The sequence below is a fragment of the Phormidium sp. FACHB-592 genome, from assembly GCF_014695795.1.
GTDB lineage: Bacteria > Cyanobacteriota > Cyanobacteriia > Leptolyngbyales > Leptolyngbyaceae > Stenomitos.
This window is the reverse complement of record NZ_JACJOZ010000049.1, coordinates 20,828-43,009: the sequence shown is the minus strand read 5'-3', so window position 1 is coordinate 43,009 and position 22,182 is coordinate 20,828. Positions and strand designations below refer to the sequence as shown.

18 protein-coding genes, 1 tRNA gene and 1 other RNA gene are annotated in these 22,182 nt (G+C 50.3%); 12 read left to right on the top strand and 8 right to left on the bottom strand.

Annotation, left to right across the window (positions count from 1 at the left end):
- Positions 1–99: 99 nt before the first annotated feature.
- Together H6F86_RS13760 and H6F86_RS13755 are read right to left on the bottom strand one after the other, a co-directional pair.
- Complete coding sequence (locus H6F86_RS13760) at positions 100–1,011, bottom strand: GlcNAc-transferase family protein (RefSeq protein WP_190449182.1); 912 nt, start codon at positions 1,009–1,011, stop codon at positions 100–102.
- A gap of 186 nt (positions 1,012–1,197) precedes the next feature.
- Positions 1,198–1,830, bottom strand: a complete 633-nt coding sequence (locus H6F86_RS13755; protein WP_190449181.1) for a Vat family streptogramin A O-acetyltransferase — start codon at positions 1,828–1,830, stop codon at positions 1,198–1,200.
- 582 nt (positions 1,831–2,412) lie between these two features.
- Here H6F86_RS13755 and rnpB point away from each other — a divergent pair.
- From rnpB to rnc, 3 genes are all read left to right on the top strand, one after another.
- Positions 2,413–2,908: RNase P RNA component class A (gene rnpB / locus H6F86_RS13750), an RNA gene on the top strand.
- A gap of 272 nt (positions 2,909–3,180) precedes the next feature.
- A complete protein-coding gene (locus H6F86_RS13745) occupies positions 3,181–3,801 on the top strand; it encodes a hypothetical protein (RefSeq protein WP_190449180.1) in 621 nt (206 codons plus the stop codon).
- 91 nt (positions 3,802–3,892) lie between these two features.
- The gene (gene rnc, locus H6F86_RS13740) at positions 3,893–4,615 is read left to right on the top strand and encodes a ribonuclease III (protein ID WP_190449179.1); all 723 of its coding nucleotides are present in this window, start codon (positions 3,893–3,895) and stop codon (positions 4,613–4,615) included.
- Between the two features lie 46 nt (positions 4,616–4,661).
- Here the strand turns inward: rnc and H6F86_RS13735 are convergent, their stop codons facing one another.
- Positions 4,662–6,707 carry an ATP-binding protein gene (locus H6F86_RS13735; RefSeq protein ID WP_190449178.1) on the bottom strand — a complete coding sequence of 682 codons (2,046 nt, stop codon included), beginning with the start codon at positions 6,705–6,707 and terminating at the stop codon, positions 4,662–4,664.
- A gap of 169 nt (positions 6,708–6,876) precedes the next feature.
- Between H6F86_RS13735 and H6F86_RS13730 the strand changes: the two genes are divergently transcribed.
- From H6F86_RS13730 to H6F86_RS13720, 3 genes are all read left to right on the top strand, one after another.
- The gene (locus H6F86_RS13730; protein ID WP_277881666.1) at positions 6,877–7,602 is read left to right on the top strand and encodes a RibD family protein; all 726 of its coding nucleotides are present in this window, start codon (positions 6,877–6,879) and stop codon (positions 7,600–7,602) included.
- Between the two features lie 115 nt (positions 7,603–7,717).
- Positions 7,718–8,911, top strand: coding sequence for a GNAT family N-acetyltransferase (locus H6F86_RS13725; protein WP_190449177.1), 1,194 nt, complete (start codon positions 7,718–7,720; stop codon positions 8,909–8,911).
- 17 nt (positions 8,912–8,928) lie between these two features.
- Positions 8,929–9,543: a molybdenum cofactor guanylyltransferase gene (locus tag H6F86_RS13720; RefSeq protein ID WP_190449176.1), complete on the top strand. Its 615-nt coding sequence runs from the start codon at positions 8,929–8,931 to the stop codon at positions 9,541–9,543.
- A 37-nt stretch (positions 9,544–9,580) separates the two neighbouring features.
- On the opposite strand, the gene H6F86_RS13715 is transcribed toward H6F86_RS13720, so the two are convergent.
- Positions 9,581–10,363, bottom strand: a complete 783-nt coding sequence (locus H6F86_RS13715; protein ID WP_190449175.1) for an ABC transporter permease — start codon at positions 10,361–10,363, stop codon at positions 9,581–9,583.
- Positions 10,364–10,849: 486 nt separating this feature from the next.
- Here H6F86_RS13715 and H6F86_RS13710 point away from each other — a divergent pair, with 486 nt between their 5' ends.
- The 4 genes from H6F86_RS13710 (at position 10,850) to H6F86_RS13695 (ending at position 15,427) form a co-directional block, all read left to right on the top strand.
- The gene (locus tag H6F86_RS13710; protein ID WP_190449174.1) at positions 10,850–12,991 is read left to right on the top strand and encodes a PAS domain S-box protein; all 2,142 of its coding nucleotides are present in this window, start codon (positions 10,850–10,852) and stop codon (positions 12,989–12,991) included.
- A gap of 210 nt (positions 12,992–13,201) precedes the next feature.
- Positions 13,202–13,834 (top strand): phycobiliprotein lyase, encoded by a 633-nt coding sequence (locus H6F86_RS13705; RefSeq protein ID WP_190449199.1) that lies wholly within the window; start codon positions 13,202–13,204, stop codon positions 13,832–13,834.
- 6 nt (positions 13,835–13,840) lie between these two features.
- The gene (locus H6F86_RS13700) at positions 13,841–14,416 is read left to right on the top strand and encodes a hypothetical protein (protein WP_190449173.1); all 576 of its coding nucleotides are present in this window, start codon (positions 13,841–13,843) and stop codon (positions 14,414–14,416) included.
- Between the two features lie 255 nt (positions 14,417–14,671).
- Complete coding sequence (locus H6F86_RS13695) at positions 14,672–15,427, top strand: phycobilisome rod-core linker polypeptide (RefSeq protein WP_190449172.1); 756 nt, start codon at positions 14,672–14,674, stop codon at positions 15,425–15,427.
- A 239-nt stretch (positions 15,428–15,666) separates the two neighbouring features.
- On the opposite strand, the gene H6F86_RS13690 is transcribed toward H6F86_RS13695, so the two are convergent.
- Both H6F86_RS13690 and H6F86_RS13685 read right to left on the bottom strand, forming a co-directional pair.
- Positions 15,667–16,104, bottom strand: coding sequence for a helix-turn-helix transcriptional regulator (locus H6F86_RS13690; RefSeq protein ID WP_190449171.1), 438 nt, complete (start codon positions 16,102–16,104; stop codon positions 15,667–15,669).
- 132 nt (positions 16,105–16,236) lie between these two features.
- Complete coding sequence (locus H6F86_RS13685; protein ID WP_190449170.1) at positions 16,237–16,419, bottom strand: hypothetical protein; 183 nt, start codon at positions 16,417–16,419, stop codon at positions 16,237–16,239.
- On the opposite strand from H6F86_RS13685, the gene H6F86_RS13680 reads away from it, so the two are divergent.
- The gene (locus H6F86_RS13680; RefSeq protein ID WP_190449169.1) at positions 16,405–18,282 is read left to right on the top strand and encodes a glycosyltransferase family 39 protein; all 1,878 of its coding nucleotides are present in this window, start codon (positions 16,405–16,407) and stop codon (positions 18,280–18,282) included. The genes H6F86_RS13685 and H6F86_RS13680 overlap by 15 nt on opposite strands.
- Positions 18,283–18,310: 28 nt before the next feature.
- Here the strand turns inward: H6F86_RS13680 and H6F86_RS13675 are convergent, their stop codons facing one another.
- Positions 18,311–19,423 (bottom strand): RuBisCO accumulation factor 1, encoded by a 1,113-nt coding sequence (locus H6F86_RS13675; protein ID WP_190449168.1) that lies wholly within the window; start codon positions 19,421–19,423, stop codon positions 18,311–18,313.
- A gap of 122 nt (positions 19,424–19,545) precedes the next feature.
- Here H6F86_RS13675 and H6F86_RS13670 point away from each other — a divergent pair.
- Positions 19,546–19,618, top strand: a tRNA-Ala gene (locus H6F86_RS13670).
- 1,072 nt (positions 19,619–20,690) lie between these two features.
- On the opposite strand, the gene H6F86_RS13660 is transcribed toward H6F86_RS13670, so the two are convergent.
- A complete protein-coding gene (locus H6F86_RS13660) occupies positions 20,691–22,016 on the bottom strand; it encodes a caspase family protein (RefSeq protein ID WP_206756041.1) in 1,326 nt (441 codons plus the stop codon).
- Between the last annotated feature and the right edge of the window lie 166 nt (positions 22,017–22,182).

The following is a 22,182-nucleotide window of genomic DNA, read 5'->3' as shown; positions in this document are numbered from 1 at the left end:
ATTCTTTGGCAACAATTCTCATTGTAGCGATCGGCGTTACGATTCGATGCCGCTTTCAGCCTTCGATCGTTGAAGATCACCTGAAGTTTGCTATCGGCTTTAAGCTGTCGGAAGCTTAGTACTCACGCCACTCCTTGCCGCCTCGGTCAGCCTTTGGTGCTTAAAGTCTACGCCGCTGAATTGTTCATAGGCGCTGAGGCTACGGTGGGTTCCTAGCCCATAGCGACCGAAGTCAAGAGTATTAGTTTCCATGCCCAACAACTGTCGCAGTCGCTGATGAGCAAGCTGGTCTTGCTGCCACCAGTGTTGGTGATCGTCCCAATGTCGAGGTTTGTCAGGGCGTATATATTCGTGATAGCAGACGATTTGGTTGGGGTGGTAAATATCCCACCCATGAGTCCAGGCTCTTACCGTCAAGTTAGTTTCTTCACCTTGAAAGTACAGCAGTGGATCGTAAGGAAGCTCCCACAGCAATTGCGAGGGTGCAAACCAGAAACCTGCTGCCATAAACAGACCTAGTTGCGGTGTTGTGAAGTATTCCAAGCTGGTGCCACTGACCAAGCTTAAAAGACGTTGTTCTGTAAAATGAGAGGCCGCTAGCGTTGTGGGTGCACCAGGATGAAGGATATCCGGTGGCGTATAGGCGGGCGGATAAGCTGTCAACAAAGGCTTTGGGCTGGGACAATTTGCCAGCATTCGCAGGAGCAACTCATCCCAACCTGGCACAAACCGCATATGGCTGTCGATTTGCAGCGTGTAAGGCTCTCCTTCCCAGAGCAACTGGGTTTTTGATCGCGCCCAGCATACCCCACGGCTGCGATCGGCATCGATCAAAAGCAGTCGACAGCAATGTAAAGACTCAATTGGTAATGGATCGCTGCCCGCCTTGCCCTGCCAGACAATGCCAAATGACAGATTTTGTGGCGCTGCGGCTTTCTGAATGGCATCTTGCACCGTTGCCACAAGTTCAGGGTCGCGGTAGCTGGCAATTTGGACAAAGATTTGAGACACGACAGGGGCTAAGTTTTGAGTTGCGAGCAGATATCTTAAAAGTCTAACGGTTGTGTGGTGATGCAAGAAAGAGGCGTTGATGGATCTGTCAAGAACAACAAACATCAACAAGGATCGCCACGGCGCGATCGTCAACGAGTTGCATGATGGATGATGAGCGATCGACGCTTTTAGAAAGAAGCCGTTCTACTCACAATGTCTCAGAGCCTCGATATCTGCCGCTACAATCGTCTCCAAATTGCGTGTAATCTTCTCAATGTCCCAATGCCACCAAGCAATTTCAAGTAGCGATCGGATCACCTGATCATCAAAACGCTGACGGATACATTTAGCTGGATTACCTCCAAAAATTGTATAAGGTGGCACATCACTCACCACGACTGATTTTGCTGCAACGATCGCTCCGTCTCTCACTTGCACCCCTGGCATAATCACTGTTTCATACCCTAACCAAACATCATTGCCAATGATCGTGTTGCCCTTATATGGTAGTGCTTCAGGCTGAGGGGTAGCTTTTTCCCAGCCATTACCAAAAATCTGAAACGGATAGGTTGAGAATCCATCTAACTTATGATTCGCACCATTCATGATAAACGTTACGCCTCTTGCCAACGCGCAAAACTTCCCAATAATAAGCTGATCGCCAATAAAGGGAAAGTGGTAAAGAACGTTACGTTCAAAGTCTTCTGAGTCTTCCGGATCGTCGTAATAGGTGTAATCGCCAATAATGATATTAGGCTTTGACACAGTGTTTTTAATGAAGCAGATTTGCGGAAACCCCTTCATTGGATGCTTATCTTTTGGATCGGCTCCGTACAAAATAATCTCCTGCGTTTAGAAATATCCTACTTTTGCATCCTAGCCAAACATCAAAGCAACGGCTTTGCCCTGTAAACCAAGCAGCATAGAGGCAGAGGCTAGCTTTCAGGCAGCCCGCTAGTTGTTAATTTGAGTTGAGACGCTAACAAGGACAATGAGGGAAGTTTTGTGGCTGTTACTTTCTAGTTACATTTACTGTTGGCTCTAAAAGTAGACATTAACTATTTAACTTCCCATTGCAGTTCCTTGGCAATGAATACTTTACTCAAGCAACTCTTTTTGTCTTTAATTTCATTGCCCTTTCGCTTGCTAGTGTGGGGGTGATCGACACACATTGAATCGCCTCTAGCCAACATTCAAACCAGTGATACGGTCGGATCTAGACGCTTACTAGCGGCACCAATGTCAGCTAGCCCAACAGCATCCACATTGATTAAAAAGCATTAGAAACTAGAAAAAGATCGCTTAAAACTAGCCGCTCACAGACGTTTTTTGGTGTTTCTCTATAGTTCGCTTGTCGTGAGCTTCGCCCGTAACGCTGGCTGACGATTGTCCCCTCTACCAACTAGACTGATCAAAAGGAGAGTAAGCGCAGGCGGTTGCGGGCTGTTGCAAGAGCTTTGTGCGCTTGACGACAGCCCGAGGAAAGTCCGGGCTTCCGAAAGACCAAACTTGCTGGGTAACGCCCAGTGCGAGCGATCGTGAGGATAGTGCCACAGAAACATACCGCCGATTGAAGGGCTGAAGGCTGTAGGTTGCTTCTGCGGAGCAGCAGGATAAAAGCTAAATCACGTTTTTATCCTTCATACCTTAGCCTTTAGACTTTCAAGGTAAGGGTGCAAAGGTGCGGTAAGAGCGCACCAGCAGCATCGAGAGGTGCTGGCTCGGTAAACCCCGGTTGGAAGCAAGGCTGCGGAACACTGGTTGGTCTTTTCCCAGTTCCATGCAGAGGTAGGAGCGATCCTATTTTTGCCCGTCCGCTTGAGGTACCTGGTAACAGGTATCCCAGATAGATAACTGCCCTCCTGGGTGCTATGCATTTGGGAGAACAGAACCCGGCTTATGTCTTGCTCTCCTTCTTCCCAACCCTTTTTTCTGTGAAAGGTCTAGTCAGCTAGTTTCATTAAACTTTACCGATTTAGCGGATGAATGTATAGATTCAGCAAAGCAACGTCGGTACGCTGTACGACATTTTGAACCTGCACTAGGATGAGGGCATCGGCAAGTAGTGTTGCCGAATGTTGTTGGTCAATGCGCTACTTAGATGGGCACACTGGGTAACGACATGATAGGGTTCACGTAGCGCGTTCGCAGGGTAAAGGTGTGATTAACCAGACCTCCCAGGTTCTAATGACAGATAAACTAGACACTGCATTGAATGTGCATCAACTGTTAGCAGTAAGTGAGCACAAGCGGAGCGGCTTAATTATCTGCAAGGCTCATCATGCCGAATTCGCTGGTCCTGGTGCAGCGGTAGGAACGTTGGTCGAGCAAGCTTGCGTGAGTGTGATTGCGATCGGTGCTCCCGAAATTGTTTCAGTCGTGACGCATCAGCAGCGTCAAACTGCCTACAGCCGCAGAATTCAATGGATGCGCTGGTTACAAAAGATTACAGATCAGCCGGATGCGATCGAAAGAGCTGAGAAACTGTTTGCTAGCTTTGAAGAATTCTTTGGTACCCAAGCGCTGAACGGACTGCCAGATGAGGTGCTGGCACTACTGATTGGTGTTCTGCCGATGACGATCGCGGCAGTACGCTCGCAACGCCCCACAACCGACGCGATCAACGCAACAGATCTGCCACCAGCCTATGCGTCAGTTAACTTCAATTCCCTCTTGATGAACTTTAATCCGCGATCATCCCGTACTGTTGTTGCAAACCAACACGGGTTTTCCACGAACTGCACCAAAGTCTTTAAAGCCCTTTATCATTCGCCTTCTGGCATTAAAAGTTCATCTACCTTTCTTTAACGGGTCGGTCAGCGATCAGTCGAGGATCAACTGTAGGTGACAGGAGAGGCTTGATCACTGATTACTAAAGAGACCTGATAAACTGGCAGGCATGACACTCCAGTATCCCCATCGCCAGAAGCAATTACAAACTCTGGTGCGAAAGCTAGGTCTGCCTGGGCAATCGTCACTTCAGTGGACTTTGCTCGATCTGGCGCTGACACATCCCTCGATTTCAGCGACCGCAAATTATGAGCAGCTTGAGTTCGTTGGTGATGCCGTGGTGCGTCTGGCAACGGCTGTTTTTTTGCTGGAAACTTATCCTCAACTGCCAGTCGGAGAGTTTGCAGCCATTCGCTCGATACTGGTGAGCGATCGCATTTTGGCACAGCTAGCGGATTACTACGGGCTAGAGCCATATTTACTTGTGTCCGAAAGCGCCTTGAAAGATAAGCTCGGTCGAGAATCACGCTTGGCAGATGCGTTTGAGGCAGTGCTAGCGGCTTTGTATTTGAGCACGCACACCCTAGACTTGGTACGCCCCTGCCTGGATCATTACTTCCGACAGTTAGTTACAGAGATTCTCAGCGATCCGGCTCGCCAAAATTACAAAGCGGCACTGCAAGAATGGAGCCAGGGACATTACAAACTCCTGCCAGAGTATCGTGTGGTGCAAGGCGAACAGGCTGAGGATAACTCCCAGCGCTTTAAAGCTGAAGTCTGGGTACGAGGTGAGTGCCTGGGAGAAGGAAGTGGTCGATCTATTAAAGCGGCAGAGCAAGCGGCTGCTCAAGCTGCGTTTGCGGTAGTAAGCGATCGCAGTTCGCAACAGTGACTAGCAGTCTAACCTGTGGTAGTACAACATAACGAACGCAGCTTACTTAACTGATCGAAGAAACAGAGTGATCGGGAACATCAGGATGTAACACTGAATTTGCCGCATCCCGTGTTGTCTCTCGACTGTGGGTGCCAGGGCCCGAGCGATCGCCCCCACTGCTGGTCTCTACGGGAGTAGGTTCTCGTGATGGTAGCCAGATCCGAAACGTACTGCCTTTACCGATCGTGGATTGAAACGAAACAGTGCCGCCGTGCAGTTCGGCAAACCGTTTCGTTAGCGCTAAGCCCAAACCCGTACCTTCGTGTCGGCGCGTTAATGACGAATCAACCTGCTGAAAGGGGCGGAATAAAAGATGCCAGCGTTCAGGGGGAATGCCAATCCCTGAATCGGTAACCTCCAGACAGAGGTAAGGCGTACTGGCGTTTACCGGGCTGTGATCAGGTCGAGCATCTTGCTCTAGCTGATGCCCATAGCCAATGCGGCTGCTCAACTTGACCTGCCCACCCTCTGGCGTAAACTTTACTGCATTTGACAGGAGATTGATCACCATCTGACGTACCCGTAGCTGATCGAGTACGACATGACTGAGGTGCTTATCGACATCAATGATCAGCGACAGACGTTTCTTCTCTGCCGCTGGCTGCACCATTTTGAGGCATTCCCGACATAGATCCTGAATCACAACGGGTTGCAGACTAAGTTCAAGCTGCCCTGCTTCAATTTTGGCAATGTTGAGCAGATCATCAATGATCTTGAGCAGATGCCTGGCTGACTGATCGGCTTGCTGCAAAAGCTCCATTTCTTCTTCGCGACTGTCACAACAGTCGTCTTTTACCAGACCAATGCAGCCAAAAATAGCATTTAGCGGCGTTCTTAGCTCATGAGATGTGGTTGCCAAAAATTCGCTCTTCATCTGGTTTGCCGCTTGGGCTTCTTGCCAGGCAGCTTCCAGTTCTTCTGCCCGCTCTTCCAGACGCTCAACCATGTTGTCAAGCGCTTCGGCAAGCTGATTGATTTCTTTAACCTTGAAGTTTTTCGGTGCCTGATCGGACGGTCGTCGCTGGTAGATATGGAATGCATAATTGACGAGTTTCTCCATCGGTCGTGCCAGTTCACGAGCAATATAGAGCGTTGCCAACAAATTTGCGCCCACCAGTCCGATCGTGAGGACGAGAAGCACTTGCTTAAGGTCTTCTAGCCCAGAGAGAGCATTATTCAGTGGGGCGACAGCAAGCACAACCCAGGTGCGATTTTCACTGGCGTTAAAGGAAATTTCAGTGCGGTTGGAGCCTGCTAACCATTTGCCGCTGCTGTCCTCAAAGAAGAGCGGGTTGATGGGGTCTTCTTTGCCCGCGAGCGTACTGTTCACAATATCTTGCAACCGTGTAGCATCCGCTTCTTGCCGAATATTGCGACCAATGCGATCGTCCTTAGGGTGAGCCAGAATTGTGCCGTCTTCGTCAATCACAACCGTGTAGCCAGACAGCGAGCCGGGCTGGCTAGTTTCTTGACGATGTACCGCCCACTGGATGCTTAACGCATAACGTAACCGTCCTAAGGAATCGTAGACGGGCGCGCTAAACACAAGGTCAAGCTGTCGTAGCGGCGTTGATTGTTTAGCGACCTTTGTATGGTTAACCGGCGCAATGCGAACACTAGACAGGGGGGGCAGAACCTGACTTTGCGTTGACCAGAGGTTATCAAGTACCTGGCTGATGGCACGATTGCCGCAGGTGCTACCGTCAATTTGACCCGTTTGAACATTGATAAGCTGCACACATTGAACCCCTTTTGGTAGCCAGCGATTCATCCGTGCGACAAATTCTTGTGCTTCTTGCGGTCGATCGATTTGGGTCGAAAACGCTTCGCTGGCAGTAACAAGATTCGATCGCATCACTTCGACCAAATCGCGAATGTTTTCCCCTTTGCGAACTGCGCTCTCAGTCAAATTTTGGCGAGCGGTCGCTAACAAACCGCTACGAACTTTATTGTAAGTAACCAGTTCGCCGGTCAGCAAAACGGGGATACTCAACAGCAGAATGCGCGACAGGAGGAGACGACGAAAAGAAGACTGACCTGGTTTAGCCATAGGACGTTTAGACGGAAGTGCAATACCCAACAGCCACCACGATCAACTCCAAAAGATATTGCCCTTACATACCCCATCCGTATGCGCGACGATCGCCAATGCTACAGCTAAACTGCTCTTAAGGAAGGACTAACCACAATTATTACAACGGTTGCGCCGATTATTCCAGTTGGAAGCAGATTTAAACATCAAAGTTGCGGGTAACCGTGAGCAAGAAACCCGCCCTACAACCACTGTGATTCTAGCGATGAGTGCGGATGGCAAAATTGCTGATGCTAGCCGTACCGCTGCACGCTTTGGCTCCGCTCAAGATAAGGCTCATTTAGAACGGCAGGTGGCGTTAGTCGATGGTGTTTTGCTAGGGGCAGGCACCTTAAGAGCATATGGCACAACACTGCGAGTAGTGCGACCTGAGCTGTTAGAGCAACGCCAGCAGCAGGGCAAGCCGCTACAGCCTGTACAGATTGTTTGTTCGCGATCGGCAGCGCTTGATCCTCAACTGCCGTTTTTTCGTCAACCTGTGCCTCGTTGGTTGCTCACCACCCCAGCAGGGGCACGGTCATGGCAAGAAAGCGAAGCCTTTGAGCGCCTTCTAGTAACAGAAACCCCGATCGAAACCATTGATTGGCAGGCAGCCTTTGGACAATTGTGGGGATCAGGACTGAAAACCCTTGCAGTGTTGGGTGGTGGAGCCTTAGTCGCGTCCTTGCTAGAGGCAAACCTGCTCGATGAACTGTGGCTGACAGTCTGCCCTTTGCTCTTGGGTGGAGTCGCTGCGCCTACACCTGTAGACGGTAAAGGGATAATGGCAGCGTTAGCACCCCGTCTACAGCTTCTAGAGGTAAAAACAATTGACGATGAAGTGTTTCTACACTATCGCGTGAAGAAAGTTTAAGCTGATTTAGCTCTCAGCCGTCAGCTTTTACCTTTTGTCTTCTGCCCTCCGCCTTCTGCCTTCCCACTCTCCTCTGCCAATGTATTACGCTATATGAAGTCCTTCAAGCCCTTGTATGGTGGAATCACTGAAGCCTCGCTACTCGATCGCCTGGATCAACAGCCTTGACGATGTGCCTCAAGCAGCGTGGGATGCTCTCGCGCTGCCCCTGCAAACGCCCTTCTTTGAGTGGGAGTGGCTGCATAATATGGAAACATCTGGTAGCACCACGGCTGAGGCAGGCTGGTTGCCCAATCACTTAACCATCTGGCGAGACCGCAACTTGATTGCCGTTGCACCGTTGTATGTGAAAGGACACAGCTATGGTGAATTTGTGTTTGATCACCAGTGGGCAGATGTAGCAAGTCGTTTGGGCATTGAGTATTATCCCAAGCTGCTGGGGATGTCTCCCTTTACGCCTGCGGAAGGCTATCGCTTTTTGATTGCACCGGGAGAGGATGAAGACGAACTGACGGGGCTTATGGTCAACGCGATCGACCAGTTTTGCGTTCGCAACAACATTTCGGGCTGCAATTTTCTGTATGCTGACCCAGAATGGCGATCGACGATGGAACGGCACGGCTTTCTTAGCTGGCTGCACCACAGCTTTATCTGGCAAAATCAGGACTACCAAACCTTTGACGATTACTTGGGCGCGTTTAATGCGAACCAACGCCGCAACATTAAGCGAGAACGTAAAGCTGTCGAAAAAGCCGGGCTGACGATTCGCACACTGACGGGGGATGACATTCCACCTGCTCTCTTCCCGTTGATGTACAGCTTTTACAGCGATACCTGCGACAAGTTTGGCTGGTGGGGTAGTAAATACCTGACCCCTACTTTTTTTGAGCAACTCTATCCTAACTACCGCGATCGCGTGGTGTTTGTTGCCGCTTATGAAGATAAAAGCCCACAGCCGATCGGGATGTCCTTCTGCCTTACGAAGGGCACTAAGCTCTACGGTCGTTACTGGGGATCATTCCAGGATATTGACTGTCTCCACTTTGATGCTTGCTATTACACACCGATCGAGTGGGCGATTGCAAACGGTATTAAAACTTTTGATCCGGGTGCGGGTGGACGGCATAAAAAACGACGCGGCTTTCCAGCAACTTCTAATCACTCGCTGCATCGCTTTTACAATCCCCGCTTGATGCAACTGTTTCGTTCTTACATTGGTCAGGTGAATGACATGGAACAGCGCGAAATGGACGCTATCAACCAGGGCTTGCCCTTTAAACAAGAGGATGCAGCACTGAACTGCGAGTAGAGCGATTTTAAGGAAGGATGACAATATCACTACTTGCTGCGATCGTCCTTGCTGGCGGGCAGAGTAAGCGCATGGGGCAGGATAAAGCGCTGGTTGCGATCCAGGGCGTGCCCTTACTCCAGCGAGTGTGTAATATTGCAATGCAATGCACGTCGATCGTCTATGTCATTACCTTTCGCCCAGAACGGTATCGAGCGATCGTGCCATCGGCCTGCCATCTGATCCAGGAGTATGCGCTACCAGGCGAAAACACGCCGCATGGACCGTTGATCGGCTTTGCTCAAGCGCTAGAGACGCTACAACTAGAAGCGAAGACAGAATGGGTGCTGCTGCTAGCGTGCGATTTACCCTACTTGTCGGGTGAACGGCTGCAACAGTGGGCTAACGCTTTAGAACACGTAGGAGACTCAGTCGCCCTTCTTCCTCGTTCAACAAAAGGCTGGGAGCCTCTCTGTGGCTTCTACCGGACGAGCTGTTTAGCAAGTTTACGAGCGGCAATCGAGCGCGGCGATCGTTCCTTTCAGTCCTGGCTTGCCCAGGAATTTGTCCAAGAACTGCCACTTCATGATGCTCAAATGCTATTTAACTGCAACACGCCGCACGACTTGGAGCAAGTGAGGAGAGAGAGGTGAGTAGAAAGCAGGGGGAGCAGAGGGGGCAGGAGGAATCTCAACTCGACGCACTGGTATAGAAGCGGAGTGCAAACCGCCAGAAGGCAGCAGAAGCAAAGAGTAGTGCGATCGCTAGTAGTCCTGCTGCCAGAGTCCAGCCGATTTCGCCACGACCAAGGATGACTTCTGCTGGAACGGTGGTCAGAAAAGCAACGGGAACAACAAACGTAAAGAAAAAACGGTAGGCGGTGGGATATGCCACCATCGGGTAGCGCCCCGCTTCTAGCAAACCTCGTAAGACTTCCGTCACATTGTAGATTTTGACGAACCAGATGCTCATTGCGCCCAGAATAAACCAGAGGCTGTAGAGAGTCAGAAAACCAAAGGCGATCGGCACCAGGCTGAGCAAATAATCACTCGCTTGTAGTCTCAATTTTGACCCCGCATAACCGACAACAGCCAGCCCAAACACCAGATCCGGCACGCCCCACGGCGAGAGTGTATGCGTTGAAAGCCAGAACTGTGAGCTAATTGGTTTCAGCAGCACAAAATCGAGCGTACCCTGCTGAATATGGCGCACAATGCGGTTTAAATTGGGTGCCAGAAAGGTACTAGAAAACCCTTGGAGGATGGTAAAGATGCCCAGCACCACCAGTGCTTGCTCCCAACTCCAGTTCTGAAAGGAATAACCTGTGCGGTAAAACAAAAACAGCCCAAAGAGGCTTCCTGCCAGACCACCTAAACTACTAAGTGCTGCCAACAAAAAGTTCAGCCGATACTCCAACTCAGCGGCGATCGCCGTTGCCCAAAACAACTGCAAGACCTTCCAATAGCGTTTCATGCGTTTTGCTTCACTGCTCCTGCTCAGACTAACAAACATTGGACAACGGCAACTGATTCGCTCGTATAGCAAAAGGCTAAAGGATTAAGTAAAACCCTTACTAGAAGCAGAACTAGGAACCCCAATCTGTCCTAGCTCTCTTCAACCGCTATAAGCTAAACAGCAGACTCCATCCTCAAAGCCCATCGTCGCTCCATAGTCTGCGTCATAAGCGCTCGCTCTCAGATAAAGGAAAAGCTAGCAATTATGTTTGGCTGCCTATCAACTTAATTACTTTTGTCTTCGTTGAGTGATCTAAGGCATAACGCTAACCTTCAGATTGACCAACAATACTGCAAGCCCCGAAACTCGCTCAGCTACAATACTGTTTGTGCATAAGCTTGGTTTACTTGTGAGCGCAAGGATCAATCGCCTGACAGCATGAGCGTTTGCTTTGAGTGCGTGCGTTAATGCCATGCTAGTAGCTGCGCGGTCTGTGTTATAAGTTTGTGTCGTCTTTCTGGGACAACGTTGCGCTATCCACCGTTTTTTCCTCTGCCTCGTTTTGATGGGAAAGCGCCCTTGCTAGCTGTGCTGGTGGTGCCATTTGTGTTGCAGGTTATAGCAGCAGTGGGGCTGACTGGCTATCTTTCTTACTGCAATGGGCAGCAGGTGATTAGTAATCTTGCTGGGCAGTTAGCCTCAGGGGTTGGCGATCGCGTTGAGCAACGTCTATCGCAGCACCTGCAAACGCCTGCTGAAGTGACTCGTAACAATGCAGCAATCATGCAGTTTGAGCTTTTGGATGTGAACGATCGCCCCATCCTTGAACGCTACTTCAAGCATCAGCTTAAAATCTTTGCTGATGTAAATTCAGTGGCACTGGTGGATGCGCGCAACAATTTTCTGGCAGTGGTGAAGCGGAGTGGTGACTTAATCGCGCTTCCCGCCTCAAAGACAGCCAGTCATGACGAGCTGAACCGCCCCTCAATCGAAAGTGCTGAAACATTCCTATTACCGGAACTTGGCAGCTTTGACGATCTTGAACGTCAGGCTACAGAGTCCTGGTTTCTGGCAGCAAAGTCGGCGAAAAAACCACTTTGGCGCTTGTCAGTTCGGCTGACAGCAGCAGAGGAACCAAGTCTGACAGCTATGCATTTACAGCCGCTTTATGATCGCGCTAACCGCTTTCAGGGCGTTTTGGCAGCGTCGGCTTCGCTATCAGACTTGAGTCGTGTGCTCCAGCACCTAAAAATTGCTGAAACCGATCGAGTGTTTATCATTGAGTCAAATGGCTTGATGGTGGCAAACTCGGATGACAACCAACCCTTCCGTCGCTTCTTGCGTGAGAAAAAACGCTCGGAGTTAACGCCAGTTGACGTATTGCCAGCCACAGTAGCGCCACCTTCAGTCGTTGCGTATCGGCGGCTCAATGCTGTTAGCAGCCATGACTTTTTGACCCAGCAGGCGGCTTCATCGGTTGTTGAGCGCTTCAAGTCGTTTGATCGCATTCAGAGCCGCCAGCAGTTTCGCCTTGACGTCGATCGCCAGCGTTATTTTGTATATGTCGAACCGATAGGACGTGACCAAAACCTTAACTGGCTAGCAGTTGTAGTTCTGTCGGAAGCCGACTTTGCAGAGGCAATCAGCGCTAATAATCGCCTTACACTTTGGCTTTGCATCGGCACCTTAATCACTGCAACCCTCCTGGGCTGGTTAACCTCTTCCTGGATTGCTCGACCCATTTTGCGGCTGAGTCGAGCCAGCCGCGAACTGGCACTGGGAGAATGGCACTACCCCGTAGAGGATGACAGTAGGGTTGCCGAATTAGAGGTATTGGTACACTCGTTTAACCAAATGGCGGTGCATCTGCAAAAATCGCTTGACCAGGTGAAGATTGCACTGCAAGAGTCGGAAGCAAAGTTTACGAAAGTCTTTCGTGCTAGTCCCGATGCCATCACCATTGCCTTGCTATCCGCACGTCGCTACATTGATGTGAATGACCGTTTTTTAGAGTTTACTGGCTATACCCGTGAGGAAGTGATCGGACAAAGCGCGGTCAGCTTAAACTTGCCAGCCAACCCAGCACAGGTCGATCGCTTTGAGCAACTGCTGCGTACTCACCATCGTGTTCGTGATGTCGAGATTGACTACCGCAACAAGCAGGGGCAATTAAGAACGGTATTGGTATCTTCCGACATCATTGAGTTAGAAGGACAGACGTGCCTTCTAAGCATCTATCGAGACATTACCGAACGCAAACAGGCAGAAGCCGCACTCTTTGAGAGCGAACAGCGTTTTCGAAGTGCGTTTGATACAACGGCTGTTGCAATGAGCCTTGCCGCTCCAGACGGACGCTTTTTACAGGTGAATGCGTCATTTTGTAAAATGCTTGGCTATTCTGAGGCAGAACTACTGACATTAACCTTTCAGGAAATCACCGATCCTGACGATCTCGACGCAACAATGGCATCTGTCCAGAGACTCCTGGCTGGCGAAATTTCTTACCACCATCTAAAAAAGCGCTACCTGCACAAGGATGGACGCAGAATCTGGTGTCTTCTGAGTGTGTCACTGGTACGTGGCAGAAAGCAGCAACCGCTCTATCTGGTGGCTCAAATGCAAGTGATGACCTATCCCTACTATTAGAAAGCATTAAATAACCGCAAACACTCTGATGCAGCGCTGTTAAAAAGCTCTTTCCCCAAAAGGTACTCAAGTTTGCTCACGCTGGATGGGTCTGAGGTTGCATTGCGGTTTTATGATGGAGAAGACAGCGTTACCCAATGCGCGACGTGTTTGTGCAGCGATCGTCGGCGTAACGATTGAACTATTGTGCCTGGAGTTAAATTGCTACCTATGGATGTCATGGAGTTTTTTCAACTGAGTACAGGACGCTGGCAATCGCAGCGCACCACCCATCACCTTGCCTTTAAACGTGCTGAGGCAGGTGGCTCTGAGATTCAAGTTGAGGCGCTTGCCGCTGATCATCCTAAAATTGTTGAGATCTGCCAACTTCATGAGGTTGACCCTAAGCGGGCGATCGGCGGTGCCTTTGTCTCCTGGCATGGCGCGATGGGTTGGGATAAAGATGATGAAAACCATGAAGGGACTACCATTTTTGCCCTGATTCCAGATGCCGAACAACCCCAACAGGGCACACTGCTGCGCGAACGGGGCTACGCCGAAATTGTCCCCGTGGCGGGGCAGTACCACATGGATGATGAAGATGCGTTAGTGCTGACGACCGAGTATGAAACGATGAGTTCGATCGAGCGCTTCTGGTTTCCCAGCCCCAATCTCAGGATGAGAACCAGCACAGTGAAACGCTTTGGTGGTTTTGCTACAGCAACCTTCTGTACTGAATCCCGCCTTCAAGATGCGTCAGAGGGTGCTGCTGGCCGAGAAAACGCTAACTCATCTAATTTACCGACTGACACCCTTAAGACTGCCGTGCAACCTGCTAAATACGTTTCCTTTTTCGGTTGGTAAGGGTTGATGGCTTCACTGATCATGACAACCAGCCGTGATCCCTTTACTCGTGGGCTGGATTACTTGTATGGCGTTCGTAGTCTTGCGCTGAAGCCTGAGATGGTCGATCGGGTGCATGATATGGAGCACCGTGATCGCATCTGCACCTGGATCAGTGAACATATCGAAGCGGTCAATGCTCAGCTTAATGTCTGCCTTGAGGCTTGCCACGCTTGCTTTCACTCCTGGGAGCAGCCATTGGTTCAAATTTTTGCGGCACCCCTGGCTCAAGCCTTTGGACTGGATGCACTCTGTAATTTACAGACCACGCCCATCTCAATTCTGATTGATGTGGGGCGGGTCATGCCGGAAGACTGGCTGCTAGTTGTGGCTCACGAATATGCCCATGCTCATGCAGGCACTCCCGGACATCATCCGCAATTTGCTCGATCGCTGGCTCATCTCTGTCTGGGTTTGGCAATCGCCCTTCCACCCTATCAGGCTGGAAGGGAAGACAGTCTGCGCTTTTATCCAAGCTATCTGCCAACCAAAGACCCGCTAGCGTTCTGGCAAGGAGGCGGTGAAATTGGCGATCGAGTGTGAGAAAATCACAGAATGATGTCCGACAAGGCAGTAGTCGGAGGTCGATCGCAGGTCCTTGAGTCATCGTTTTGTTAAAACGATCAACTAGGTGATCAACTGGCAGCACGCGGTAGAGCGAAAAGCGTTCAAGCCTTACACCACGCCAGTTTAAGTTATGTAATGTTTATCAGACTAAAGCGAATAATGCTGACCACCGCCCTATATGATTGAGGATGTCTTTGTAAGATTTCGTAAGAAAAAGGGAGATTTACAGGCGTGACAATTCCTCTTTTAGAATATTCCCCCGTTAGCCAAAATCAGCGCGTGGCAAGCTACGAGGTTCCTGGAGAAGAGCAGCCCAGGATCTTCTCTACAGATAACCTGCTTTCTTCTACAGATTTAGATGCGTTGATTGAAGCTGCTTACCGTCAGCTTTTTTTCCATGCGTTTGCTGTCGATCGTGAGAGCGCTTTAGAATCGCAACTTCGCAACGGTAATATTTCCGTTCGCGATTTTGTTCGCGGTTTGCTGCTTTCCGATACCTATCGACGCAGTTTCTATGAACTCAACAACAATTACCGCTTTGTTGAGCAAACTGTGCAACGGGTTCTCGGTCGTGATGTCTATGGTGATAAGGAAAAGATTGCCTGGTCGATCGTGGTAGCAACCAAAGGTATCGTCGGCTTTGTAGACGAGCTTCTTAATAGTGAAGAGTACCTTTCAGCCTTTGGGTACGATACGCTTCCCTATCAGCGTCGTCGTGTCTTGCCCAGTCGCACTGAGGGTGAACGACCCTTCAATATCAAGTCTCCTCGCTATGATGCCTACCATCGCGCTAAGCTTGGTTTCCCACAAATCATCTGGCAAACAACGGTTCGCAGCTATGTCCCTCAAGACAAAAAGCCCAAAGCCGGAAGCCCAGCACTGTTCCTTGACATGGCACGGGGTATCAATCCAAAAGGCAACCCGCCGCAGCAAATCTCATCCAGCAATATCGACATCGAGAAAGCAGTGCCCTATCGTCGTCGATAAACACTAAATTATCGTCTGATCAGCACTAAAAAGAGTGTGGGCCATCCCTAATCTGACATGGCACACGCTCTTTTTTATTTGCTTTAACCCTACTAAATGGCTAAGTAGGCGATGAGGGTTTAACTAAGCACTACTGAGAGACTGGGTGTCTGCGCTTAACCCACCGATACACAGGACTAAGAGCATTTCGACTTCGCTCAATGCATCTTATAAAAATTACGCCTAGCTAATGTAAGTAGCTAGCCTGCCTCAAATTGGCTTGTGGCAGCAGTAGGTTCTGCACGAAACCCTAGTTCTAAGAGTGCTTTGCGGATTTTGGCTTTAGAAGGGCGAACGATCGGTGCCGTTAGGTCTAATTCTCTAGCCGTCTCGAACAGTTCCCGCATCAATAAATCCAGGGAGATATTCGCTGCATCCTCTGGGAGAGGCTCAATTCTGCCTTCGTACGCCAGGGTATACAGCTCTAAATGATGTTTTCCCATCACTCTAGCCAATTTTCTCAAGGTTTCAGGCGTGGGACAGGTGCCCTTAAAGCAAGCCCCTCGCAAACGCGGTTGCGGAATACCAGACAGTTCCGCCAGACGGTTCATGCTGATCCCCTGCTCTTCCAGATATTGAAGAATGGCTTGCCCTAAGGGTGAACAGTCTTCTGCTTTGATTTGCAACCGTGCTGGCATTGGTTTGTCATCAGTAAGCTGATGCTAACTTGGAGTGAGAATTTTTTAAGTGAAGAGAACGCCTCAACCTCAGACACATTGTAGTGCCTGAAAGAACGGAAGTCGAATCGATGAAGAATGCCCACATCTTCACTACGCAAAAACTTTATAGAAGACTAATTCTGTCGCCATCAGTAGTTGGTTGAATGCCCTTCCCTCTGGAGTGATCGTCTCTACTGCAACGAGAAAGGTGCTGAGTGGGTGACGATCGCGCAACTGAATCACGTATTGTGGATGCTCTGGACATGATTGAATAGCATCATGAAATCTCGACATTACCTGCTTTTGGTAGGGATCATCTTTCTGGGAGCCATGCTGCGCTTCTGGAATCTGGATCTAAAACCTGTCTGGTTAGATGAGGTGATTACGGCTCTGTTTAGTTTGGGACGCAACTATTATGAGGTGCCTCTAAACGAAGCGTTTTCGCTATCAGTATTAGAACGAGTGTTTACGCTGAATCCAGAGACAAGCTGCGCTCAAATTGCTCAAACGATCTCTAGCCAATCGGTGCATCCACCGCTATTTTTTTGCTGGATGCATGACTGGCTACGGTGGACGCAGACGCTGCCACTGTCATGGGTCTGGAAGCTGCGAGCTTTACCGGCGTTGATTGGAGTGGTGTCGATCGCCGCTGTTTATCAACTCAACCGCATTGCCTTTTCGCCCGCAGCAGGGTTAACAGGGGCAATGGTCATGGCTATTTCTCCGTTCGCGGTGTACCTGTCGCAAGAAGCCCGCCACTACACCTTACCCATGCTGCTAGTCATCCTGGCGCTTTTGGGGTTGTATCAGATGCAGACTGACTTGTATCACCGTCGGATTCGCCCCGGTGTTTGGGTCGGCTGGATGGTTGTCAACAGCATCGGCTTCTACGTCCACTATTTCTTTTTACTGGCGTTTGTTGCCCAGGTTGCAACCCTGCTCATTAATATTCTGACCTTTAAAGCGCTTCCCACGCTCCATCTCTCACCGGATGCCCCACATCCCACAGGTCGCACGCTCTACCTCCATCCACGCCGTGCGTTCCTTGCTGTGGCGCTTGCTGCGACGGGCATCTGTCTCACGTATCTACCCTGGTTGCCAACCTTTCTCAGCCACATTAGTCGTCCCGAAACTAACTGGATGAAGCCCTTTGAGCCAGATTGGCTGGACACGATCGCCCCGCTCTATCAGTTGCCCATCGGCTGGATTTTGATGGCGATCGCGCTCCCGGTGGAAAAGCAACCCGGTTGGCTAGCTACCTTGATGGTGGTATTGATGGTGCTGTTTAGCGTCTGGCTACTGTGGCAAGTGTCGGGACGCTTCGCACAACTCTGGAGTACCCCTGACACACATCTGGCAACGCGATTGCTGGCTGTATTCGTCCTGTGTGTATTGCTAGAATTTTTGGCGATCGTTTACATCCTCGGCAAAGATATTACGTCGGTGCCACGTTATAACTTCTTGTACTTTCCAGCCATCTGTGCGTTGCTGGGAGCCTGTCTGGCTCAACCCAGTCGAGGTAGGCAGAAAGGCAGTGTGAAGAGTAACCACCACAGCGATATAGCAGGACAGAGCGACCCATCTGACACGATCGCAGAACGGCATGCAGCACGTTTACCGCGCCATACTCTAACATGGGCAGTGCTACTGATGGGCGTACTCAGCAGCACGTTGGTAGTTTCAAATCTGGTGTTTTTGAAACCGTATCAGCCTGATCAGGTTGCCAAAAACGTTCAGACTACAGCCGAGACACCGCTTTTAATGGGCATGGCATACGGCGATTTGCAGGAAGTAGCACTGGGTCTAAGTTTTGCGCTTGCTCTCAAGGGGCAAAATGGCGATCGCCCTGGCACAGACTCACGCCACTACTTCACTTTTGTACCGAAAGTCCGTCCCGCAGAGACAACGGGTACACAAGTAGACGATCGTCTACAGCAACCCAGCTACACCTACGTCTGGGAAAATCTGGCAAGACTCGAACAACCGTTGCAGTCTCCCTTTGCTTTCTGGATGGTTGCACCCGGTCTCAAGCAAAACGAGTTTCCACCCACACTTTCCATACTGTATTCAGCAGGAAGTTCAATCGGCTGCGTGATCGATCGCGATCGCTTCTACCGACTGGGTATTCCGTATCAACTCTATCGCTGCAAACAGTGAGTCATTCGAGTTCGAGACGCGTAATTACTTATTCATCCGTTTGCCAACCGTCGTAACCTGGTCTGCGTCCAAAGTAGTCCTTTGTATAATTCTCATCCAGAATTTTTTTCGGTCGCATGATGAGAATGACTTCGCCTAATAAAGGCTCATCGGGCGGCAGTTCAGACCATTTGACCTGGATCTGGTCTGCTTCTTCAACAATGAAGTAGCGGTCGTTCCGCCACTCCCGCTGTGCCCGATCCACTATAACTAGCACCTCCCCTTGCTTACCAGGCAGCGGTACCGGAAACGTTTGGCTGTCGCACAACAGTACAACTGGGTCAGTTGCCATCAAAATTACCTGCCAACCGGGTACAGGCACCCAAGCCGCAGCCCCCTCAAATTTCACGATGCCAAACGGTTGAATAGCACCAACCATAGGCACCGCCTGTAGATCGGCTTTTGTAAGTGGCAGCTTGCCAACTACCGGAAGGACTCGCGGCAAATCTTCATCCGCTTCTAAACGGTACACTGGGAGCAATGGTGCTGTTGCAGTTGGCACAACGCTGAAATCGGTCAACAGGCGCTCAATCTGTTTACGCGCCTCATCACTATGTACAAATCGCAGCCCTCTAGCAATAAAGCGAGAGCGTTCTTGTAAATCTGCCTTTTGGCGTGCTAGCTTCCAGCATTGATAGGCGATCGCGTCACCCACATGAGTCGTAAAGCCTTCTGGCACAGTACCCAGCCGCGAGAAATCTTTAATGGCTTTGGCAACATCCCGTGCCTCATCCACATCAATCCCCTTTTCGGCTGCTAAGGTTGCTGCTGCTGCCCGCTCTGGCTGCGTCAAGATTCGGAATTCGTACAGTAGATCGCTGCCTTTCCGCTCAAAATGAGTCCTCACAGCATCAGTTATCCCAGCACTGACGGCACTGGTGAACACCTGACCACCAACGATAATCTGGTTCTGCTGAACCGGCTCAAACCCAGTCGCTTCAAAAATTGCCTGAGGACTGTAGCCTGCTTTTTGCAAAGTCTGACACGCCTGCCCCCACTCGACCCACGTGCCTTCCTTACGCCGTAGCGACTGTAGCAGACTCTCTACGTCTACATCAGATTGAGAGTGAGGCTGGGAAAAATTTTGAGGAGTATCAGTCATAAAAGCACATCGCGAACTTACACAAACTCTAGCGCGATCAGGCGTACAATGAAAAAGATGGTTTGAAGTTAAACGTTTGCTTGACGAATGCTAACTCTCAAGGCATCATAAGGAACACATCGGGGGGTATAGCTCAGTTGGTAGAGCGCTTGCATGGCATGCAAGAAGTCAGCGGTTCGAATCCGCTTATCTCCATACCTCGTAATTTTTAATGAGAAATTCAATGTTGTGACTAAACGCTCAACTAAGGCTGGTTCAACGAAAACTCCTACAGCCTCAGCGGGTTTCAAAATCGCTTGTCGTAACCCTGCTTCAGTCAATGGCACTACTTCCAGTCGATAGTTTTGAATCTCCTGCCAGAGCACCGAAGTCATCAGGTCTGCATAAAAATCAGCCCGCACAGTCAGCACTAAATAGACGTTAGGCGTTTTTACAAGCTTCAGCAAGCTTTCCTGGAAGGGAATAGCTTCCTCCTTGGCTAGTGTGAATAGTTCCTCAAACTGATCAACAATTAGCAGCAGACGAGCCGCTTGCTGTTGTGCGCCGCTTGCTAACATTTGCTTGAGCGTTGTCTGCGGAGACTCTCCCGGACGCATTGACTGTATGCACCAGCCACTCGACCCAAACAAGCGGCTCTCCCGCAGGGCAGGGGTTAAACTTGCAAACACCAGGGAAGATTTACCACTACCAGAGGGACCAATGACCGTAATGAAGGGGTGCAGACGCAGGTGTTCTAGCAATTGGTTAACTTCTTCCTCGCGCCCAAAGAAGCGATCGCGATCGCCCAAGCCAAAGGGCTTCATACCAAGGTAAGGACAGTCTGGTGGTGGCGCTGGTGTCGGTAGAGGACGCTTCAGGTCAGCACAGAGTTGACCGATCGCTGACTCCTGTTCCTTTTCGTTGGTTGCTTTTAAGCCAACCAGCATGCCTAAGCGCGTTGGCAGTGGCACAGACTGCCGAAGCAACGGAACCACAGGCCAGGTATTTGTATCCTGCCCATAGGATTGACCCAGCGTCGTAATGAACTCATTCAAGCCATCGGCTAAATAGTGCGGTGAAATGACCAGCAGCGTGCGCTTGCTCTGCTGAATTGATCGTTCAAACTCCAACAAGCGCGGCACCCCCAGCACAAAGGCTGACTCATACATGCAGCGCACCCCAGCCTGTTCCAGCGCTGCCAGCAAATAGCCTTCCACCCAGGCGCGATCAGCCTCAGCATACGATACAAACACGTCATAGTTGGGTGCTTCTGGCATGCCTCTTTGCTCTACATCCGCGGCAAGGGTTGCCGCAGTGCCTCAATCAGCCGACTAAACTCTCGCTCTGCTCGTCGAGGATGAGTAAGATCCAACGTCGTCAACATGCTCAACCGTGTGGGCAGACGACTCGTATCCAAGGGCGTGGACTTGATCGGCAGCAAGCGATAGGTGCCTTCCTGAATGCCCATTGTCTGACCCAAGGTATTTTCAAATGCTGCCATGTGGTCAGCCAGGTAAGTTTCTGACAGCATCACAACGGTGCGCTTCGACTGCTGGATGCCCCGTTCAATATTGACCACGCGAGCAACCCCTGGCTTCTCTGAGTCGCCTGAAACGGCAATCTTTAACCCCGCATCCTCCAATTTGGGCACCAAGATATCCCACACCCACCCCGTATCGGGTGCCTGATCCACATAGCTGATATAAGCGTCGTAGCGAAAGCCCTCCTCTACTTGCGGCACTGCGCCTTTCTGCCCACCTAAGTAGAGCGCCACGGGAAAGTTCTCCTCGAGCTCCGCCTTAAAGATGGGATGTTGGTCGGGGAACGCTCCAGTGACGCGGGGCTGCAAATACTCAAATACGTTGAAAAGGCGAATCAACCCATCGTCACTGGCTATACCACCCTTGAGCCCCGCCAGAAAGTGCTGCGTAAACACACTATTAGTCGCGCCTTGAGCCACGTAGGAAAACTCTTCACTACGCGACGAGGCTAAAATCGCTCGTCCTTTTCCTTGCTTCAGTGCTTCATAGGCATTGTCTGAGAACCCTGCTTTCAGCACAGGAGCAGCATCATCTTTCGGCTGACCAATACCGCCAGAATGACAGCAATCAAAGACGACAACGAGCTTGCGGGCAGGAATGGCACGCAAAGCTTCGGTAAATTGAGTGCTGGGAATAGCGGTGGCTGTTAGGGAGGCTCCCGAGGTGGAGTCTGCATCAACCGGTAACAGGTATTCGCCTTGATGCGGACCAAAATCGACTCGTCCCCCATGGCTGGAGATATAGATAAAAACAGTCGAGTCGGCCTTCGTGCCCTGAGCCAGCCTATCTAAGGCTTGATGCAAAGCAGCTTGCGTTGCTTGCCCGTCCAAAAGCAGTTGCACGTTCTCTGGGGCGTAGCCGCAGTAGTGGGGATGGATGAGTAAGGTCTGAATATCTTGGGCATCTTTCAGAACAGTCTCAGGGAGCGGTCTGATTTTCTGATAGTTGGCAATGCCGACAACGAGAGCGTAAGCATTTTCCATTGAGGGCATAGGTGACTGTGCAACTTCTTGTAATGATGGAAAACTGGTCAAAAAGTCTTTGCTTAAGAATTCACTGGTTATTTTCGTCATCCGGTAAAAAATACTACCTTTTGATTCCCAGTCATCGCAACACAGTCACTAACGTCGAAATGACTGACGGTCTTTCAGCAGCGGTCAACTATTACACAAACGAAAGCAATAGAACCACGTGCCAGCAGGGCAGTCAAACGCTTGTTTTTTCAAACTACATGAGCCT

Bases quoted from the DNA above. Each gene is read 5' to 3' on its own strand.
- H6F86_RS13745 (WP_190449180.1), top strand. From the start codon at position 3,181: ATGACAGATAAACTAGACACTGCATTGAATGTGCATCAACTGTTAGCA.
- rnc (WP_190449179.1), top strand. From the start codon at position 3,893: ATGACACTCCAGTATCCCCATCGCCAGAAGCAATTACAAACTCTGGTG.
- H6F86_RS13735 (WP_190449178.1), bottom strand. From the start codon at position 6,707: ATGGCTAAACCAGGTCAGTCTTCTTTTCGTCGTCTCCTCCTGTCGCGC.
- H6F86_RS13725 (WP_190449177.1), top strand. From the start codon at position 7,718: ATGGTGGAATCACTGAAGCCTCGCTACTCGATCGCCTGGATCAACAGC.
- H6F86_RS13720 (WP_190449176.1), top strand. From the start codon at position 8,929: ATGACAATATCACTACTTGCTGCGATCGTCCTTGCTGGCGGGCAGAGT.
- H6F86_RS13715 (WP_190449175.1), bottom strand. From the start codon at position 10,363: ATGAAACGCTATTGGAAGGTCTTGCAGTTGTTTTGGGCAACGGCGATC.
- H6F86_RS13705 (WP_190449199.1), top strand. From the start codon at position 13,202: ATGGATGTCATGGAGTTTTTTCAACTGAGTACAGGACGCTGGCAATCG.
- H6F86_RS13700 (WP_190449173.1), top strand. From the start codon at position 13,841: ATGGCTTCACTGATCATGACAACCAGCCGTGATCCCTTTACTCGTGGG.
- H6F86_RS13690 (WP_190449171.1), bottom strand. From the start codon at position 16,104: ATGCCAGCACGGTTGCAAATCAAAGCAGAAGACTGTTCACCCTTAGGG.
- H6F86_RS13680 (WP_190449169.1), top strand. From the start codon at position 16,405: ATGAAATCTCGACATTACCTGCTTTTGGTAGGGATCATCTTTCTGGGA.
- H6F86_RS13685 (WP_190449170.1), bottom strand. From the start codon at position 16,419: ATGTCGAGATTTCATGATGCTATTCAATCATGTCCAGAGCATCCACAA.
- H6F86_RS13675 (WP_190449168.1), bottom strand. From the start codon at position 19,423: ATGACTGATACTCCTCAAAATTTTTCCCAGCCTCACTCTCAATCTGAT.
- H6F86_RS13660 (WP_206756041.1), bottom strand. From the start codon at position 22,016: ATGACGAAAATAACCAGTGAATTCTTAAGCAAAGACTTTTTGACCAGT.